The sequence below is a fragment of the Mycobacteroides abscessus ATCC 19977 genome (genome assembly GCF_000069185.1).
Lineage (GTDB): Bacteria > Actinomycetota > Actinomycetes > Mycobacteriales > Mycobacteriaceae > Mycobacterium > Mycobacterium abscessus.
This window is the reverse complement of sequence record NC_010397.1, coordinates 2348376-2366779: the sequence shown is the minus strand read 5'-3', so window position 1 is coordinate 2366779 and position 18404 is coordinate 2348376. Positions and strand designations below refer to the sequence as shown.

The 18404-nt window shown below is 61.5% G+C and carries 15 protein-coding genes; 6 read left to right on the top strand and 9 right to left on the bottom strand.

Going from position 1 to position 18404, the window contains the following annotated elements; all coding sequences use genetic code 11:
- The first annotated feature begins 89 nt into the window (after positions 1-89).
- Positions 90-767: an MBL fold metallo-hydrolase gene (locus MAB_RS11800; protein ID WP_005110825.1), complete on the top strand. Its 678-nt coding sequence runs from the start codon at positions 90-92 to the stop codon at positions 765-767.
- 38 nt (positions 768-805) lie between these two features.
- Here the strand turns inward: MAB_RS11800 and MAB_RS11795 are convergent, their stop codons facing one another.
- From MAB_RS11795 to MAB_RS11780, 4 genes are all read right to left on the bottom strand, one after another.
- Entirely contained in the window at positions 806-1321 is a 516-nt protein-coding gene (locus MAB_RS11795; protein ID WP_005091828.1) for a hypothetical protein, read from the bottom strand.
- A gap of 244 nt (positions 1322-1565) precedes the next feature.
- A complete protein-coding gene (locus MAB_RS11790) occupies positions 1566-2006 on the bottom strand; it encodes a universal stress protein (protein ID WP_005075327.1) in 441 nt (146 codons plus the stop codon).
- Between the two features lie 161 nt (positions 2007-2167).
- Positions 2168-3619, bottom strand: coding sequence for a M20/M25/M40 family metallo-hydrolase (locus MAB_RS11785; RefSeq protein WP_005110822.1), 1452 nt, complete (start codon positions 3617-3619; stop codon positions 2168-2170).
- Between the two features lie 13 nt (positions 3620-3632).
- On the bottom strand, positions 3633-5069 hold the full coding sequence (locus tag MAB_RS11780; protein ID WP_005110819.1) for an MFS transporter: 1437 nt from the start codon (positions 5067-5069) through the stop codon (positions 3633-3635).
- A gap of 74 nt (positions 5070-5143) precedes the next feature.
- Here MAB_RS11780 and soxR point away from each other — a divergent pair, with 74 nt between their 5' ends.
- Positions 5144-5596 (top strand): redox-sensitive transcriptional activator SoxR, encoded by a 453-nt coding sequence (gene soxR / locus MAB_RS11775; protein ID WP_005110817.1) that lies wholly within the window; start codon positions 5144-5146, stop codon positions 5594-5596.
- Here the strand turns inward: soxR and uvrB are convergent, their stop codons facing one another.
- Complete coding sequence (gene uvrB / locus MAB_RS11770) at positions 5597-7756, bottom strand: excinuclease ABC subunit UvrB (protein ID WP_005110815.1); 2160 nt, start codon at positions 7754-7756, stop codon at positions 5597-5599.
- 67 nt (positions 7757-7823) lie between these two features.
- On the opposite strand from uvrB, the gene MAB_RS11765 reads away from it, so the two are divergent.
- The 4 genes from MAB_RS11765 (at position 7824) to MAB_RS11750 (ending at position 10331) form a co-directional block, all read left to right on the top strand.
- Entirely contained in the window at positions 7824-8348 is a 525-nt protein-coding gene (locus tag MAB_RS11765) for a ribonuclease FAU-1 family protein (RefSeq protein WP_005110813.1), read from the top strand.
- A complete protein-coding gene (locus tag MAB_RS11760) occupies positions 8341-9339 on the top strand; it encodes a Gfo/Idh/MocA family protein (RefSeq protein ID WP_005110811.1) in 999 nt (332 codons plus the stop codon). Before MAB_RS11765 ends, MAB_RS11760 begins: the two co-directional genes overlap by 8 nt.
- A 42-nt stretch (positions 9340-9381) precedes the next feature.
- Positions 9382-9792, top strand: a complete 411-nt coding sequence (locus MAB_RS11755) for a hypothetical protein (RefSeq protein ID WP_005079214.1) — start codon at positions 9382-9384, stop codon at positions 9790-9792.
- Positions 9793-9854: 62 nt separating this feature from the next.
- The gene (locus tag MAB_RS11750; RefSeq protein WP_005088941.1) at positions 9855-10331 is read left to right on the top strand and encodes a DUF5078 domain-containing protein; all 477 of its coding nucleotides are present in this window, start codon (positions 9855-9857) and stop codon (positions 10329-10331) included.
- Between the two features lie 147 nt (positions 10332-10478).
- Here MAB_RS11750 and MAB_RS11745 read toward each other — a convergent pair whose 3' ends face one another.
- The 4 genes from MAB_RS11745 to MAB_RS11730 all read right to left on the bottom strand — a co-directional run bounded on the left by MAB_RS11745 (position 10479) and on the right by MAB_RS11730 (position 18056).
- The gene (locus MAB_RS11745) at positions 10479-13472 is read right to left on the bottom strand and encodes an MMPL/RND family transporter (RefSeq protein ID WP_005079211.1); all 2994 of its coding nucleotides are present in this window, start codon (positions 13470-13472) and stop codon (positions 10479-10481) included.
- Positions 13469-13885 (bottom strand): MmpS family transport accessory protein, encoded by a 417-nt coding sequence (locus tag MAB_RS11740; protein ID WP_014850524.1) that lies wholly within the window; start codon positions 13883-13885, stop codon positions 13469-13471. The genes MAB_RS11745 and MAB_RS11740 overlap by 4 nt, the downstream gene beginning before the upstream one ends.
- 824 nt (positions 13886-14709) lie before the next feature.
- Positions 14710-17664, bottom strand: a complete 2955-nt coding sequence (locus MAB_RS11735; RefSeq protein ID WP_012296533.1) for an MMPL/RND family transporter — start codon at positions 17662-17664, stop codon at positions 14710-14712.
- Positions 17661-18056 (bottom strand): MmpS family transport accessory protein, encoded by a 396-nt coding sequence (locus tag MAB_RS11730; protein ID WP_005118172.1) that lies wholly within the window; start codon positions 18054-18056, stop codon positions 17661-17663. The genes MAB_RS11735 and MAB_RS11730 overlap by 4 nt, the downstream gene beginning before the upstream one ends.
- Between the last annotated feature and the right edge of the window lie 348 nt (positions 18057-18404).

Below are 18404 nucleotides of genomic sequence, written 5' to 3'. Positions count from 1 at the left end.
GCGTAAACCAGGCCGACTGAGTCGTCCACTCCATGCTAGGACGAGGTACCGACAACCCTCGCGCCACTGTCGGCCACTACGGTTGCAGCATGACCTCCATCACTATCGATGACGACTACTCCGGCCACGTCGAGCCGGGTTCGGGGGTGGCACGTCGCTCCGTGGACGGCGCGACCATCATCAAGGCCTCGGTGGGGCCGATGGACAACAACGCATACATCGTCACGTGCACCAAGACCGGCAAATCGCTGCTGATCGACGCCGCCAACGATGCCGAACGACTGGCGACCCTGGTGGACGAGAGCGCACCGAATATCGAACTCATCGTGACCACCCATCAGCATTTCGACCACTGGCAGGCCCTCGAAGCGATCGTCGGCAAGACTCAATCACCGAGCGCCGCACACGATCTGGACGCCGGGCCACTCCCCGTCCGGCCCAACACGCTACTGGCCGGTGGCGACAGCCTCGACATCGGGGACCTGCACTTCGACGTGATCCACCTGCGTGGACACACCCCGGGCTCGGTGGCACTGGCGTTCACAGCCGCCGGTGTGACCCACCTGTTCACGGGGGATTCGCTGTTCCCCGGGGGTCCAGGGCGTACGACGAACCCGGAAGAATTCACGTCGCTGATGGACGACCTCGAAGGCCTCGTATTCGGCCGCTACCCGGACGATACCGTTGTTTACCCTGGTCACGGCGACGATACAACGCTAGGCAGCGAACGTCCGCACCTCGCCGAATGGCGTAAACGCGGCTGGTAGAACGGGCAGAGAACAGCGCTGTTCTGCATCCCGCTTCTTCACCAAGAGACATGCTCCAACGGGAAGCTCACCGAGGTTCTCAATGGGAACTCAACCTCAACGAACGTATCGCCAACCCCGGTCTGCAGAAGTTGGCCTACGGAAGGTTCCCCGTTGACAAGATTCTTCGGGTTGCTCTTCATCATCCGAATCAATCCCTGGCAGTCGACCTCAAGGCTGGCCGTTGAACTGTCCAGCGGCGCAACTTCAACCGGACCTGAGCTCGTTGACGCGAGAACAGTGGATCGGTAGCCGTCCGGCGTGATCATCCACACGAACATGCGCACGTTCAGAACTCTGCCGGCAAGACGCCCGTAATTCTGCACGGTGATCCGGACATGCAGGGGGTCGAAATCTGCTCCGCACATACCCGTCAGTCTTGCCGTCGAGCTAACAGTCAGGCTGGCTCCGGCGGACTCGAAGGCCTGGCGCGCCACGGCTTCCGACGCTTGAGCAGTTCGCCAGGACAGGAATGCCGCCGCGGCGGAGCTGATGGGGGCCGCCAGTGCAATCACTGAAACGGCTATCGTGAGGGGAACTTTCCAGCGTTCGACCCGCTGCACCCATCTCGGCACAGTCACGGGATTGCGTGCATCGTCGCTCGAATGCGTATCCACCGACCGGAGCATAGAGCGATCGGTCAGGGTCGCTCTATGCTCACCGCGACCGACCGCAACGCAAGCGAGGTTGTTCAACGGCGCGAACGGGCTGGTCGCGAACGGGCTGGTGATGTCGGCCCGTTCGCGCGCTTACCCAGTTCTAGGTGGTGTGCACGATCAGCACGTCGCACTTGGAGCGGCGCGCGACATCCGAGGGCACCGATCCCAGCAGGCGTCCGGCGATGGTGTTCAGGCCGACGTTGCCCACGACCAGCAGGTCCGCCTTGGAATTGACCACCAGGTCGAGCAGCGCATCCACCGGCGCTCCTTCGATCGAGCGCTCCTCGACACTGCCCGCTCCCGCTGCGGTAGCGCGCTCGCGTGCGGTACGCAGGATGTCGTAGACGGGTGCCTTGCCGGTGACCTTGTACGCGTCGTCCTTGAGCACATCTGCCGAATGGGGGTTGTTCTCCGGGAAGTACGCGGTCGCGACGATCAGCTTGGCGCCGGCGGCGCCCGCGATGGCTCCAGCGCGGTCGACCGCCCGGTACGACGAATCCGATCCGTCAGTACCGACAACGACAGTGCTGTATGCACTCATGAAAGGTCCTCCAGTTCCGTTTGACCAGGCCAGATGAGATTAGCCGGGAAGGGGCCCGGCCATGCGTCATTTGGCCGATTGTGTCGGGCTATAGGGGTGATTTTCCCTCGTCGGATCGCCGGACAGGTATGGCGCGCGCCTCAATCTGGTTATGAGGACGATCACGCGCCGTTCGCGTAGAGCTTGACTACTTGATACAGAAACGCGCGGCCGTCATAGAGGGATTTCACCTGGATTCGTTCATCCAGACCGTGCGCGTGCGTCTCCCCCGGCTGGGCGAATATGCCGCTGAGTCCGTACACAGGAGTACGGCCGAAGTAGATCGCGTCTGTCGCGCCGGTGGACATGGTGGGCACCAGGGGCACACCCGGCCACATCGCACCGGCCACGGCCTTGATGGGGTCCACGATCTGCGGAGTCAACGGCGGGACGCTCGCAACATTGGCGCGGAAGGGTGCGGCGGGCTTCACCGTGATCTTGGGGTCGTTGACGGCCTTGACGATGGCGTCCTGGGCTCCCTGCTGCACCGAGCCTGGCCCGGGCAGTATTCGGCAGTTCACATTGGCGGTAGCACGTTGCGGCAACGCGTTGTTGGCATGTCCGCCTTCAATTTTCGTCGGCACACAGGTGGTACGCAACATCGCGTTGTAGAGGGGATTTCTCGAAAGTACCGCTACGGCGGCCGGATCTTGCGGATTGGCAACGATTGTCGACATGGCCTGGCCCACCTCACCCGGCCGCAGCGGGGCCTGAGCCTTGAAGTAGGCCCGGGTGATGTCGTTGAGCTGGACGGGGAACGGCGTGGCGGCAAGACGGTTCAGGGCCGCCCCGAGGGCCTGTATCGCATTGAACGATCCGGGCTGGCTGCTGTGTCCGCCCTCGTCGGTCACCTCGAGGGTGAAGTCCTGATAGATCTTCTGACCTGCCTGGATTTCCAGCAGAACGGGTTTGTTGTCCTCATTCAGATCGCCACCGGCACCCTCGTTGATGACGAATTCGGCGTCAACGAGCTGGGGCCGATTCTGATGGAGCCACTCGGCACCGTTGACCTGGCCGCCGCCCTCTTCACCGCAGGTCAGTGCGACGCGAATCGGGCGTTTCGGGACAAAATTCTCCGTGCGGTACCGCATCAGGCTGTCCACAAAGATTGCGGCCATCGCCTTGTCATCCTCGGCTCCGCGCGCATAGAAATACCCATTGTCCTCGGCGAGCGTGAACGGATCACGCTTCCAGTCCTCGCGTTTGGCCTCGACGACGTCGATATGTGCCAGGAGCAGAATCGGTTTGGCGGCAGCATCGGAGCCACCCAGAGTCGCCACCAGCCCGCCGTCCTTGGGGTGATCCGGCGGGCTGAAAAACACCAGGTCCTTGTCCGCGTATCCGGCGCCCTTGAGGCGCGCGGCCATCTTCTGCGCGGCCTCGGTGCAACTCCCCTGCGACGCCGTTGTGTTGGTTTCGACCAATTCCCGGTACAGATCTCGAAACGCGCCGCGATCGTCGTTGACGGCGGGGACGGTGGTCGCCGGAGAACCCTGGTTCTGCGTTGTTCCGCAGGACGCGAGGGCGAGCACGGCGACGGCGAGAGTGAGAATCCGGTGCATGGTGTCGTTCATACACCTGTGACGCCTAGCTGGGGATGCGAACCGCCTGTTGCCCGGCCCGATCCGTCATCTCCGATGCGGAGCCCGTGCGAAACACCCTGACAGACACCACTACACCGCACAGCACCATCACGGCGAACCCCACGAACAACAGCTGTGCGCCGTGTCTGGCCGATCCGCCGAGGTTGACGAACACACCGGCCAGTCCGGCGCCAAGAGCTCCGGCGATCAGCTGTACGGTGCTGATGGCCGCGGCACCGGTCCCGCTTTCCGAACCGTCGTCAGACACCGACATCGCTGCGGCCGCCAGATGCGGCCAGGCCATCCCGATACCCGCACCCGTGACGACGAAGCCGAGTGCCCAGCACCCGATCTCGAGGACGGTGGCGCCGTCGCGCTGTAATACTCCGGCCAGAAACAGCCCAGCCGCCACCACGGCCGGGGCGACGGACACCACCCGGGAGACCGTCCGCACTTGGGCCGACGCGCTGATCATTTCGCCGACAGTCCATCCGAATGCCAAGGTGGCGCCCAAGAATCCGGCAGCGACAGGGCTCAGATGTCCGAGCCGCTGCCCGAAGAAGGGAATGTACGTCTCGGCCATCGAGGCCACCGCCAGCACCGCGATCGTCAAGTAGATCCACTTCAGCGGATTGCGCGCGAATACCGCCTTCGGCAGTACCGATGCCCGGGAGCGACGATCGAGCGCGACGAAGAGGATCACGAGAACGACGGCGGCGGCGAGCAACGTGGCCATGAAGGGCAACGTCGATTGGAGCCCCGCTGCCGCTACCAGGCTGGCCGCCGCCGTGAGCACGAGCAACGACCAGACCGGAACCTGGTTCCCGGCACGCGCGGCGTTCGGCTTTTGCGCGCGCGTCAACACGTAGGGCACCATCGCGGCAATCCCCGCGGTGATGACCGCCAGCATCCCGAATGCCCACCGCCAGAGCCCCCATTGGGCGAAAAGACCGCCGGCCGCGGGACCGACAAAGGTTCCAACACCCCACATCGCCGAGGTGAGTGCCGATGCCCGAGTCCATAGGCCCTGTGGCAGCGCCAAATTGATGACGGCATAAGCAAGCCCGGCCAGCAGTCCACCCGCCGCACCCTGTACGGCTCGTCCGGCAAGCAAGACGTGCATCCCGGGAGCGACCGCGCAGACCAGGGTGCCAACCGCGAAGGCCCCGAAGGCCAGAAGGTACGCGCCGCGTGGGCCGGCCCACCCCAGCAGGGGGCTCACCACTGTGGCGGCACTCACCGAGGCGATCAGGTACACCGTTGTCACCCAGGCATAGAAGCGCTCGCCGCCGATCTCCACAACTGCGCTTGGTAACAGACTGGTGGTGAGGTAGACATTCGTGGCGTATAGCGCCACGCCGCCAGCCAGGACGGTGACGATTCCGAGTTGGCGCCCGTCCAACAGATCTCGCCAACCACCGGCGCCCAACTCGCGAACCATGCCGATACCGTATGAGCTAAAGTTCACTTGAGATCAACTCTGGGCGGCGAACATCTCTTCATAGAGGAGGCCTCATGAAGGGCAAGACCGAGCTGCTGCCGATCGGCGAGGTGGCCAGGCGTAGCGGAATCGCAGTGTCCGCCGTCCGCTACTACGCCGATATCGGACTGGTTCCGGCCGAACGCACCTCCGGGAACGTGCGGGTCTTCCGCCGCCACGCCCTACGGCGCATCTCGTTGATCCGGGTGGCAACAGGGTTCGGTATCCCGCTATCGGAAGTCGCTGAGGTGCTGTCGACCCTGCCGGACTATCGCGCCCCCAGCACCCGCGATTGGCAGCGCATCTCCCGCCGCTGGCACGCACACCTAGAAGCGCGCAAGAACGCCATCGCCGATATGCAGGAGAAGCTCACGGGATGCATCGGTTGCGGCTGCCTGTCGATGACGAAATGCGCCCTGTTCAACCCTGCGGACATCCTGGCCGACGACGGCTCGACCGGCGCACTGTTGCTTGCCGATCTCGGCTGACTACTTCAGGCCCGCGGCATCCATGCCGCGCAATTCCTTTTTGAGATCGGCGATCTCGTCGCGGAACCGGGCCGCCAACTCAAACTGCAGATCGCGTGCCGCCGTCATCATCTGCTCGGTCATGTCCTTGATCAGATCGGCCAGCTCCGCGCGCGGCATAGTCTTGGTGTCACGACCTTCGAAGACCCCGGCGCTGACCGCGCGACCGGGCTCGCCTTGAGCCCGCCGACCCCGGCTGGAGTTTCGGCCGGATCCACCGACCGCCACTTCCTCGGTGTCCTCGGCCTCCCGGTACACCTGGTCCAGGATGTCGGCGATCTTCTTGCGCAAAGGTTGTGGGTCGATTCCATTGGCCTGGTTATAGGCGATCTGCTTGGCACGTCGACGATCCGTCTCGTCGATCGCCTCCTTCATGGAGTCGGTCATGGTGTCGGCATACATGTGCACCTCGCCGGAGACGTTGCGCGCGGCACGACCGATGGTCTGGATCAGGCTTCGACTGGACCGCAGGAACCCTTCCTTGTCGGCGTCCAGAATCGCAACCAACGACACTTCGGGCAGGTCAAGGCCTTCCCGTAGCAGGTTGATACCCACCAGGACGTCGTACTCGCCAAGCCTGAGCTGGCGCAACAGCTCGACTCGCCGCAGCGTGTCCACCTCGGAGTGCAGATAACGCACCCGAATACCCATTTCCAGAAGGTAGTCGGTGAGGTCCTCCGCCATCTTTTTCGTCAACGTGGTCACCAGCACACGTTCGTCGGCCTCGGTGCGCTGCCGGATCGATGCGATGAGATCGTCGATCTGCCCCTTGGTGGGTTTGACCACCACCTTGGGATCCACCAGCCCGGTCGGCCGGATGACCTGTTCCACGAACTCGCCACCCGCCGCACTGCGCTCATAGTTTCCGGGGGTTGCGGACAGATACACCGTCTGGCCGATACGGTCGGCGAACTCTTCCCAGGTGAGTGGACGATTGTCGACGGCGGACGGGAGCCGGAAACCGAAGTCCACCAGGTTCCGTTTACGCGACATGTCGCCCTCATACATGGCACCGATCTGCGGAACAGTCACGTGAGATTCGTCGATGACCAGCAGGAAGTCATCCGGGAAGTAGTCCAGCAAGGTGGCCGGCGGCGTACCGGCACCGCGTCCGTCGATATGCCGCGAATAGTTTTCGATACCCGAGCAGAAGCCGACATTGCGCATCATCTCGATGTCGTAGTTGGTGCGCATCCGCAGGCGCTGCGCCTCCAACAGCTTGCCTTGCCCTTCCAATTCGGACAGACGCTCCTCGAGCTCCTGCTCGATACCCTCCAGCGCCTTCCCCATTCGCTCCGGCCCGGCCACGTAATGCGTGGCGGGAAAAATTCTCAGCGAATTAGTCTGCCGCACAACATCTCCCGTGAGCGGATGCAGATAATAGAGTGCCTCTACCTCGTCACCGAAGAATTCGATGCGAACGGCCAGCTCTTCGTAGGACGGGATGATCTCGACGGTGTCGCCGCGTACCCGGAAGGTGCCCCGGGTGAAGGCCATGTCATTGCGGTTGTACTGCATGTCGACCAGCAGCCGCAGCAGCGCATCGCGAGGCACCTCCAGCCCCACGTCCAACTGCACCGAACGATCCAGGTACGACTGCGGAGTACCCAATCCGTAGATGCATGAGACCGAGGCCACTACCACGACATCCCGGCGGGACAGCAAGTTGGATGTCGCCGAGTGCCGCAGACGCTCCACGTCATCGTTGATGGAGCTGTCTTTTTCGATGTAGGTATCGGTTTGCGCGATATACGCTTCCGGCTGGTAGTAGTCGTAATACGAAACGAAATACTCGACGGCATTGTGCGGCAACATTTCCCGGAGCTCGTTGGCCAACTGTGCCGCGAGGGTCTTGTTGGGTGCCATGACGAGCGTCGGTCGCTGCAAGCGTTCGATGAGCCAGGCCGTCGTGGCCGACTTACCGGTACCGGTGGCACCGAGGAGTACCACGTCCTTCTCCCCCGCGCGGACCCTGCGTTCGAGCTCGGCGATAGCACCGGGCTGGTCGCCAGCGGGTTCATACTGACTGACGACCTCGAACCGCCCCTCGGTACGCAAGATATCGGTGACCGGGCGATACTCGGAATGCGCAACGATGGGGTGTTCTGTTGCGAAAGCCATGGCCCCAGGGTAAGCCGAGGGTCTGACATCCCTCCAATACCAGCGAGGAAGGCGGCAGAAAACCACCGTGCACCCGCCGAAACACGAGATCTTCGACCTGGCGGCACTGACCAACACCGACCCGAAGGGAATCGTTCGGTCGGTGGATCAGTACCAGGTACGGCCGTGGGGACTGTACATGGCGCGGCCGACACCCGGGCGCGCGCAGTTTCACTATGTGGAGTCCTGGCTGGTTCCGGCACTAGGACTGCGCGCAAATATCTTTCATTTCAACCCGGGCCACGAGCGCGATCAGGACTACTACCTGGATATCGGGGAGTTCGTCGCCGGGCCATCGCGGTGGGTAGCCACCGACCACTATCTTGACCTGGTGGTGCGTGGCGGACGCGAAACCGAATTGGCTGATATCGACGAGCTTCTCGAAGCACACCAAGCGGGACTGTTAACCACCGCCACAGCAGAACTCGCCATTCGCCGGGCGGTTGCGGCCATCGACGGACTTGCCAAGCACGGGCATGACCTGAACGCTTGGCTCGCCGATGCCGGGATGCCGTTGACCTGGCGCGACAGATGTGGAGATGCTCATGCCTGAGTCCATTCGCTGGGGAATCGTCGGACCCGGTCGTATCGCCGGCAATGTGGCCCGCGATTTCCCCCTCACGCCCCGAGCCGAGCTGGCAGCCGTGGCCTCGCGATCCCTGCCGCGTGCCCAGGACTTTGCGGGAGCGCACCAGATTCCCCGGGCCTACGGTTCATATCGGGAGCTCCTCGCCGACCCAGACATCGACGCGGTGTACATCGCAACTCCGCATCCCCAGCATCGCCAAACCGCTATCGCCGCACTCACCGCCGGCAAGGCCATCCTGGTCGAGAAGACCTTCACCGCGACCGTTTCCGGCGCACAGGAGGTTATCGACATCGCAAGGGCCCGTGGCGTTTTCGCGATGGAGGCAATGTGGACACGGTTCCAGCCCGCGATCGTCGCCGCGAAAGACCTTGTCGACGACGGCGCCATCGGCGAGGTTCGCCAGGTGCAGGCAGACCTCGGCGTCGACCGGCCGTTCGACCGCGAGGATCGATTGTTCAATCCCGCACTCGGCGGCGGTGCCCTTCTCGACCTCGGCGTATATGTGGTGTCGCTGGCGCAGTACTTCCTCGGAGATCCGGCGGCAGTCGTGGCCCACGGCTCGTTGTTTCCCACCGGGGTGGATGCCGAGGCGGGATTGCTGCTGCGCTACGACGACGGCCGCACCGCGACGCTGTTGTGCTCGCTCCTGCACCACACGCCGGGCCAGGCTCGCATCTTCGGCACCGAGGGCTGGATCGACATCCTTCCCCGCTTCCACCACCCACGTGAAATCGTATTGCACCGCAAGGGAGCCGCCCCGGAACCCATGGTGCGTCCGCCCGTCGGTGGCGGCTACAGCCATGAACTCGCGGAAGTCACCGAGTGTCTGCTCAACGGCAGGGCACAAAGCTCAGTGATGCCGCTGGCGGACACCCTGGCAGTCCAGCGGGTGCTCAACACAGCCTGCGAACAACTCGGAGTTGACCACACCGAAGACCCCGCTGACCTGGACTAATCACGTTGCCGCGGCCTGGCGGGCCCCGGTAGGATTCGCGGTATGCGCCCCCTCACCAGAGGGCTTGGCACTGTCGGAGTGGCGGCGGTATCCCTCGCCGTTCTGGCAGCACCAGCCTCCGCAGCCGAGCTACACAACATCAGTTACATCGCTCGTGTCGATGGACTTGGCCGCGGTATCTCCGTGACATTCAAAACCGATCCGGTGGATCGACGCACCGAGCAACCTCGTCTCGGACCCGGTGAGAGCTGGGAAGTCAACCTGGTGATGGAAGACCCGCAGCAAGCCGGGATGACTGTCCGGGTGCTGCCGCCCTATGGCGTTGGATTGCACTGCGAGATACAGGTCGACGATGTGGTGGTCGACTCTCAGGATCTGACTGTGCCCCCGGCGCTCGGGATCTTCAACGGCCCTGTCAATGACACCGTCACCTGCGGTCATTTCAACTCGTAATCACGAGTCAAATCAGTCACTTCCGTACCCCGGACCTGCACGAGAACCGCTACAATAGCGCCATGCGCCTGAACTCTATTCGTGCTTATTTTCGTGGTCCCGCCCGCAGCGCGGGAATTGCGATAGTCACCGCGGGAATTGCCGCGAGCACATTTCCCGCCATTGCCTCCGCAGATTCCACCGATGATTACCCGGTTCCCCGGCGAATGCTGAAGACCACGTGTACTGCCGAGCAATATCTGGCCGCGGTTCGCGATTATGACCCGATCTATTACACGCGGTACATGATCGACAAGAACAACAAGCCGCAGCAAGTGCAGGACGCGACGATCGATCGTATTCACCAATTCTTCGCCAAGGATTATGCGGGGCGTCGGGAAGAGTCTGAGGTCTTCGCGGTGAACTACCCGCCCGAGGCTCTGACATCCCAGTGGCCCAACTGGGGCAAGATCTTCTTCAACAACAAGGGTGTCGTTGCCAAGGGCACCGAGAATTGCAGCAAGTACCCTTCCGACATGTCAGTCTGGGACGGTCCCTAAACACACAAGCGCGCAGAAAAAGCCCCGTGGTCATCACGCCGCGGGGCTTTTTCTTATACCTGTTCTTATGCCTGCCAATTGTCTGGATTCCCGTAGACGAGTTCGGCCCCCATGCTCATGGCATGGGGGCCGAACTGCACCAACCGTTTAGACCGGCGGGCGGGGGAACTCGGTGGTCACCGCGTCATCGTGTGCGGGCCCCGGGCTCGGGCCGACCGGTACAGGAGCCGGGGGTGGTGGCGTCTGCGACTCAACGGGCACCGGGGGCGGCGGCGGGTCCGTCGCGTACTTGCTCACCTTCATGGGCCACCAGAACCACCGGCCCATGAGGGCGGCAATCGCCGGCGTCATGAACGCCCGGATGATGAAGGTGTCGAAGAGCAGACCCAGGCAGATGGCCGATCCGGATTGTCCAATCGCGATGAGATCACTGGTGATCATCGAACCCATGGTGAACGCGAACACCAGACCAGCCTGGGTAGCCACGCTTCCCGATCCGCCCACACCGCGCAGGATTGCGGTATTCAGACCACCATGCAGCTCCTCTTTGAACCTGGACACCAGGAGCAGGTTGTAGTCCGACCCGACCGCCAACAAGATGATGACGGTGAACGGCAGCACAAACCAGTGCAACTGTAGGCCGAGGATGTGCTCCCACAGCAGCACCGATAGACCGAACGACGCACCCAGTGATACTGCGATGGTGCCGACGATCGTGAACGCGGCCACGATGCTTCGTGTGATGACCAGCATGATCACGAAGATCAGGCACAGCGACGCGATGACCGCGATCATCAGGTCGTACTTCACCATCTCACCGATGTCGTGATAGGTGGGCGCGGTACCACCGAGGTAGAGCTTGGACTCATCCAGCGGTGTGCCCTTGATGGCTTCCTTGGCGGCCTTGAGTTCGACCTCCGTATTGGCCAACGACTCGTTGCTGGCGTAGTCACCCTCGTGCGTGATGATGAACTGCGCGGCCTTACCGTCGGGCGACATCATCAGCTTGACGCCCTTCTTGAAGTCTTCGTTATCGAAGGCCTCCGGCGGCAGATAGAAGAAGTCGTCGTTCTTCGCCTCATCGAACGCCTGACCCATCACCGTTGCGGTGTCGGTCATGCGATCCATCTGGCCGATCATGCCGTTCATCGTGCTGTACATGGTCAACATGGTGTTTCGCATGTTCTTGGTGATGGCGATCATGGGTGGCAGCTGCTCGACCACCTGTGGCATCAGCTTGTCCATGTTGGTGACGTCGTCCAGCAGCCCGCGCATGCTTTCGGTGAGCTTGTCGATGCCGTCGAGGGCATCGAACAGCGAACGCATGGACCAGCACATCGGGATATCGAAGCAGTGCTTCTCCCAATACAGGTAATTTCGCAATGGGCGATAGAAATCATCGAAATTCGCCATATTGTCGCGCATTTCATCGGCAACATGAATCATGTCCGGCGTCGTAACAGTCGCCATATGGTGCGTTACGCCCGTCAATTCCTTCATGAGGCTGTACATGCGTTCCATGATCGCGATCATCGAACCCATATCGTCGGTCATCTTCAACATGTCCGACATGCTGTTCTTGAGGTAATTCATGTTCTCGGTCATGGACACCGATTGCATGCTGACCTGGAACGGCACCGAACTGTGGTCGATCGGCGCACCCATGGGGCGCGTCATGCTCTGCACCTTGTTGATGCCCTCGACACGGAAGACGTTCTTCGCGATGCGGTCCAGCACCAGCATGTTCGCCGGAGTCCGCAGATCCTTGTCCGCCTCGACAATCAGGATGTCCGGGTTCATTCTCGCCTTCGAGAAGTGCCGGTCCGAGGCCTGGAATCCCTGGATCGAGGGCAGACTTGCCGGGATGTAGTACCGGTCGTTGTAGTTGACCGTGTACGACGGAAGAATGCCCAGGCCCAGCAGCGCGATGATCATGGTGACGGCCAGGATCGGCCCCGGCCAGCGCACGATGGCGGTGCCGACCTTGCGCCAGGTCCGGTTCTTGATGGTCCGCTTGGACTCCAGCAGCCCGAACTTCGTCGCGACGAGCAGCACCGCAGGCCCGATGGTCAGCGACGCGGCCACCACGACCAGCATGCCGATGGCGCACGGCACACCCAGAGACTCGAAGTACGGCAGACGGGTGAACTTCAGGCAGAACGTAGCCCCGGCAATGGTCAGGCCGGATCCCAGGATCACGTGCGAAACACTGTGATACGTCAGGTAGAAGGACTCGAGACGCTCCTTACCCTCCGCTCTTAGCTCTTGATATCGCCCGATCAAGAAGATCGCATAGTCAGTACCGGCGGCGATGGCCAACGAGGTCAGCAGGTTCACCGCGAATGTCGACAAACCGATGATCTCGGCATTGCCCAAGATCGCGACCACACCGCGGGCGGCGCCCAGTTCCACGAAGACCATGAACAGGATGAGCAGCACCGTCGTAATCGAGCGGTAGATGAACAACAGCATGATCGTGATGACGATGAAGGTGATACCCGTCATCTTGAGCATGCTCTTGTCGCCGGCGTCGTTCATGTCCATGGTCAGCGCGGCCTGGCCGGTGACGAAGACCTTCAGGCCGTCCGGATAGGTACCGTTCTTCTTGCTCTCGTCGATGAGCTTGGCAACGTTGTCCTGAACCGCGGTGACGGACTCCTTGCCTTCCGTCGTGCCTTGATCCCCACGGAGATTCAGCTGGACGTAGGCGGCTTTCTCGTCGACGCTCTGGGCGCCACCGGCCGTGATCCGGTCACCCCAGAAGTCCTGGGCATACTCCACATGTTTGGTGTCGGCCCGCAGCCGCTTGACCAGCTCGCGATAGAAGGTATGCGCCTTGTCGTTCATGTCCGTGGAGAACTTGGTGTCGTTCTCCAGCAGAACCATGACCATGCTGTCGTCCTTGAACTGCTGGAACAGTTCACCCTGACGTTTGATGGCTTGGTAGGACGGGGCGTCCTTGGACGCCAGCGAGACCGAGTGCTCTTTACCGACCTCTTCGAGCTGCGGCACCACAACGTTGACGATGACCGTCAGCACCAGCCAGGCGAGAATGATCGGGACAGAGAATGTGTGGATGAATCGCGCGATGCGCGAAGGCTTTTGAGCGGCGCCGTGCGTAGGAGCGCTGTGTGTACTCATGCAGATTTCACCATGCAGAAGACTTGGGCGTTGTGGTTGGACGCGTTTTGTTCGTCCTTGACTTCACCGTTGGACAGGATGCGGCAGCCAATTTCGTCGCTATCCCCCATCGCGACGACATTGGCAAAAACAGAAGTCATGGTCGTCGTGATGGTCAGCTTCCACGGCAATGTGGTGAACACAGCACGTTGCGGCTGGGCCTTGTCGTCCAGATAGTTCACCTCACCCTTTGTCCCTGCGGGACCGAAGATTTCGTAGACGATGTCCTTGGGGATGATGTTCTTGGAATCATCCTTGATGCCGACCGCCTGATTGATGTTGGTGGAGCCGAATACCCCGTGGAGCCGATAGACGCCGAATGCGGCGGCCGCGACCACCAACACCACGACTAGTGGGATCCATACCCGCGTCAAGACCTTGAAAATCGTCCGTTCCCCTTCACCCGTGTGGCCCAGGGGGCCAACAACTCGACTCTGCTTATCGCGTCCGGCTACACAGCAGCGCGATTCGCGCGCAAATATCTACCAGCCAGTACGACACCGTGTTGTTTTTGCGGAGTTAGTCAGCACGCGGGGCGTCCGTCCACTTCGCCGGTTCATCCCACGTGGCTCCGCTCATGCCGATTTCTTAGTAATTCGTAAGGGATACTACATACGGTTGTCAGGGAACTGTACATGTGTCGTCACTCACAACGTGCCCGTTCACCGCCCTAAGCACCCGCAATAGCCTAGTTAGCTACAAGCAGATGTCAACAACCGATGACACAGATCTATTCCGCGTTTCTTTTCCTACATGTAACGAAAGCGCCTGCTTGCACATCGACATTGGTGACTGATCTCAGAATCGCACCAGCTACCGGACCCACAGGGTGTTTGCCATCGCTAATTCTCAATGGTGCGATGCCGCCTGGCCGCGGCCCGGGAAATGGCCCAAGACACGCACCGGCGCCGAGGCGTGAAAACGTGATCGACAACCGGGCGCCGCGGCAGACGTGTCGTTCGTCACCACTAGCGGCGAGTTCTCACATATCACCGCCCGCACGCATGCGGCATGTCGCCAGCCACCCAGACAGCAAACAATTTCCGGCGACTGTTCAGTGCGCCGGTGCAGGAATTCTCATGCTGACCGCGGAGAGAACACCTCGGATATTACGAAGTGATCTTGAATGGTGTCGTGATTACCCCAGGCCGACGTGCCGGCAGATAATCCGCCGCCGACACCACGCGGATCGGAGCTGCTAGACCGAAGGGCGGGGAAACTCCGTCGTGATCGGGTCATCGCCGTGGCCCGGGCCCACCGGAACCGGTGGCGGTGTGGGATCTGCGGCCACCGTCGTCCTGGGCGGTGGTAGCGGGCGCGTGCGCACATTCAGGGGCCACCAGAACCAGCGACCGAGCAAGGTGGCGACGGCCGGCGTCATGAAGGATCGCACGATGAGGGTGTCGAAGAGCAGGCCCAATGCGATCGTGGTACCGACCTGTCCGATGATGCGCAGATCACTGACCACCATGACTGCCATGGTGAAAGCGAAGACCAGCCCCGCCGAGGTCACCACGCTACCGGTGCCGCCCATCGAGCGGATGATGCCGGTCTTCAGACCGCCATGCAGTTCCTCTTTGAGTCGCGAGACCAACAACAGGTTGTAGTCGGAGCCAACGGCCAGTAGCACGATGATCGCCATCTGCATGACGAGCCAGTGCAATTCGATGCCCAGGATGTACTGCCAGATAATGACGGATAGACCAAACGAGGCGCCCAGTGAGAGCGCGACCGTACCCACGATGACCAGCGAGGCCACGAAGCTTCGCGTGATCAACAGCATGATCAGGAAGATCAAGCACAACGCGGAGATGCCCGCGATCATCAGGTCGTACTTGGCGCCGTCCGACATGTCTTTGAAGACCGCCGCGGTGCCACCCAATTCGATCTTGGCATCCTCAAGCGGTGTACCTTTCACTGCTTCGATCGCGGCCTGCTTGATCGGCTCGACGTGAGAAAGGCCTTCGGGCGTCGCGGGATCGCCCCGATGCGAGATGATCATCCGGACCGCCTTGCCGTCCGGTGACAGGAATGACTTCATCCCTCGTTTGAAATCCGCGTTGTCGAAGATCTCCGGTGGTAGGTAGAACGAGTCATCGTTCTTCGCGGCGTCGAACGCCTTACCCATGGCGGTCGAGTTCTGGCTCATCTCGTCCATTTGGTTGTAGAAGCCAGACATGGTGCTGTGCTGGGTCAGCATCATCCGCTGCATGTCTTCCATGATCGGAATCATCGCCGACATGTCCGACACCATCTTGGGCATCAGTGTGTCCATCCGCTCCATGTTGACGACCATGCCGTCCATGGTTTCGGTCATTTCGTCGATCTTGTCGAGAGTGTCGAAGATCGAGCGCATGGCCCAACACATCGGGATGTCGAAGCAGTGCTTCTCCCAATACAAGTAGTTGCGAATGGGCCGGAACCAGTCGTCGAAATTCGAGATACTGTCTCGCATCTCGTGGATGGTGCCCTGCAGGGTATGCATGTCACCGACGAGCGAGTGGGTGATGCCCGCCATGGTGGTCATGTTGGCCAGGGTCCGCTTCATGATGACGACGTTTTCGCCCATCTTGTCGGCCTGGACCTTCATATCGGCCATACGGTCCTTCATCAGCTTCATGTTCTGCCGCTGACCGACGCTTTGCATGCTGATAAGGAATGGGATGGAGCTGTGCTCGATCGGGGTGCCCTGTGGCCGGGTAATCGCTTGCACGCGTGCGATTCCCGGCACCCGGAACACGGCCTTGGCGATCTTGTCGATCACCAGGAAGTCCGCCGAATTGCGCATATCGTGATCGGACTCGATCAGTAGCATTTCCGGGTTCATCCGGGCCTGCGAGAAGTGCCGATCGGCGGCCTGGAACCCCGCGTTGGCGGGGATGTCCTTAGGGATGTACTTCTTGTCGTCGTAGCTCGTCCGGTAGCCGGGCAGCGCCGCGAGGCCGATGATCGCGATCGCCATGGCGGCCGCCAGAACCGGGCCCGGCCAACGCACGATCGTTGTCCCGATCTTGCGCCAGCTGCGAATCCGCATGGCGCGCTTGGGTTCGAACAATCCGAAGCGGCTGCCGATAGTGATGAGAGCAGGCCCCAGGGTCAGTGACACCAGCACGCCCACGAGCAGGCCCACGGAGCAGGGCACGCCCAGGGTCTGGAAGTACGGCATGCGGGTGAAGCTCAGGCAGTACATGGCGCCCGCGATGGTCATACCCGATCCCAGGATGACGTGTGCGGTGCCATGGAACATCTCGTAGTAGGCGGCTTCCTTGTCCGCGCCCATGGCCCGGGCTTCCTGATAACGGCCGATGAGGAAGATCGCGTAGTCGGTTCCCGCGGCAATAGAAAGCATCACCAACAGGTTCACCGCGAATGTCGACAGTCCGATGATTTCGGTGTTGCCGAGGAAGGCGATCACGCCACGCGCCGCGCTGAGCTGGATACCCACCAGCATGAACACCATGATCACGGTGAAGATCGACCGATAGAAGAACAGCAGCATCACGACGATGACCAGGAAAGTCAGCCCGGTGATCAGCTGTAGGCTGCCATCGCCGGCGTGGTTCATGTCGGTCTGCAGCGCGCCGGGGCCGGTGACGTATACGGTGAGCCCGTCCGGCAGCTTGTTGCCGTCCTTGGTCCAGTCCGCCTCGAGCTGTTTGACGATGTTTCGGGCGGCCTCGGTGGATTCGTTGGACAGCGTCTCGCCCATGTTTCCCGCGAGGTTCACCTGAACGTAGGTGGCCTTGCCGTCGGTGCTCTGCGCACCGGCTTCGGTCAGCGGATCACCCCAGAAATCCTGAACATGCTGAACGTGTTTGGTGTCGGCACGGAGACGCGCCACCATCTCGTCGTAGAACTTGTGGGAGCCTGGGCCCAGCCGTTCCTGCCCTTCGAGCACGATCATGACCACGCTGTCGGAGTCAGACTCCTTGAACATCTTGCCCATGTGCTTCATCGCCTGCATCGACGGCGCACTCTGCGGGCTCAGTGAGACCGTATGTTCCTTACCCACCTGCTCTAGCTGCGGAACAAAGGTATTCAGGGCAAAGACGATGGCCAGCCAGCCGATGACGATGGGGATCGACAGGCGGCGGATCCATTTGGCCAAGAAGGTGGGTTCGGCCGCCGAACGTCCTGCGTGCGACCCGCTCATGCGGACTTCACAAAGCAGTAGACGTAGGCGCTCACCTCGTTGGTATACCTTTCATCTTTTTTCTCGTCATTGGCCGTGATGCGGCAACCCAGCCCGTCGGCATTGCGCGTCTGGGCCAAGATGTTGCCCGTCATCGACGGCGCGGTGGTGATGATCTCGATCGACCACGGCAGGACCGCCCCGTTGATTTGGTGGGGCTCCCCTTCCTTGTCGATGTAGTTGATGTCCGCAATGGTGCCGGGCGGGCCGAAGATCTCGTAGAGGACATGCTTGGGCTTGGAGTTGTTTTTGTCGTCGGTCATGCTGCCGGCGTAGGTGGGCAGCTGATGCGAACCGAAGATGCCGCGAATCCGCCATACCGCGAAGCCCGCGATGACCAGGACCAGGACCATGACCACCGGGATCCAAGCCCGCTTCAGAACGCTGAGAATCGTAAAACCCCTTCACCCGTTGGCGTTTCGCAAGCCGGTACCGCGTGCTTGCTCGAACCTGGCTCAACTACCGATCGGATTCCGCACCATCCACCCCCCGCGAAAGGGCGGCACAGCAATCGCTGCGTGCTGGTTGCTTCGAGCCCGCACTGCCCGGGCGAGGGCGCCCAGACGTTTCTCGAAGTAAACCATGCCTAAGGTCGGAACAGTTGGCTCCCTTCCAGCGCGTTTCATCAGGATCTTTAACGCATATGACGTGCGTAACGCACGCTACCGGGTGGTTCGTTGGCTCGCAAATCACACGCCGTG

Bases quoted from the DNA above. Each gene is read 5' to 3' on its own strand.
- MAB_RS11800 (WP_005110825.1), top strand. From the start codon at position 90: ATGACCTCCATCACTATCGATGACGACTACTCCGGCCACGTCGAGCCG.
- MAB_RS11790 (WP_005075327.1), bottom strand. From the start codon at position 2,006: ATGAGTGCATACAGCACTGTCGTTGTCGGTACTGACGGATCGGATTCG.
- MAB_RS11785 (WP_005110822.1), bottom strand. From the start codon at position 3,619: ATGAACGACACCATGCACCGGATTCTCACTCTCGCCGTCGCCGTGCTC.
- MAB_RS11780 (WP_005110819.1), bottom strand. From the start codon at position 5,069: ATGGTTCGCGAGTTGGGCGCCGGTGGTTGGCGAGATCTGTTGGACGGG.
- soxR (WP_005110817.1), top strand. From the start codon at position 5,144: ATGAAGGGCAAGACCGAGCTGCTGCCGATCGGCGAGGTGGCCAGGCGT.
- uvrB (WP_005110815.1), bottom strand. From the start codon at position 7,756: ATGGCTTTCGCAACAGAACACCCCATCGTTGCGCATTCCGAGTATCGC.
- MAB_RS11760 (WP_005110811.1), top strand. From the start codon at position 8,341: ATGCCTGAGTCCATTCGCTGGGGAATCGTCGGACCCGGTCGTATCGCC.
- MAB_RS11755 (WP_005079214.1), top strand. From the start codon at position 9,382: ATGCGCCCCCTCACCAGAGGGCTTGGCACTGTCGGAGTGGCGGCGGTA.
- MAB_RS11750 (WP_005088941.1), top strand. From the start codon at position 9,855: ATGCGCCTGAACTCTATTCGTGCTTATTTTCGTGGTCCCGCCCGCAGC.
- MAB_RS11745 (WP_005079211.1), bottom strand. From the start codon at position 13,472: ATGAGTACACACAGCGCTCCTACGCACGGCGCCGCTCAAAAGCCTTCG.
- MAB_RS11735 (WP_012296533.1), bottom strand. From the start codon at position 17,664: ATGAGCGGGTCGCACGCAGGACGTTCGGCGGCCGAACCCACCTTCTTG.
- MAB_RS11730 (WP_005118172.1), bottom strand. From the start codon at position 18,056: ATGGTCCTGGTCCTGGTCATCGCGGGCTTCGCGGTATGGCGGATTCGC.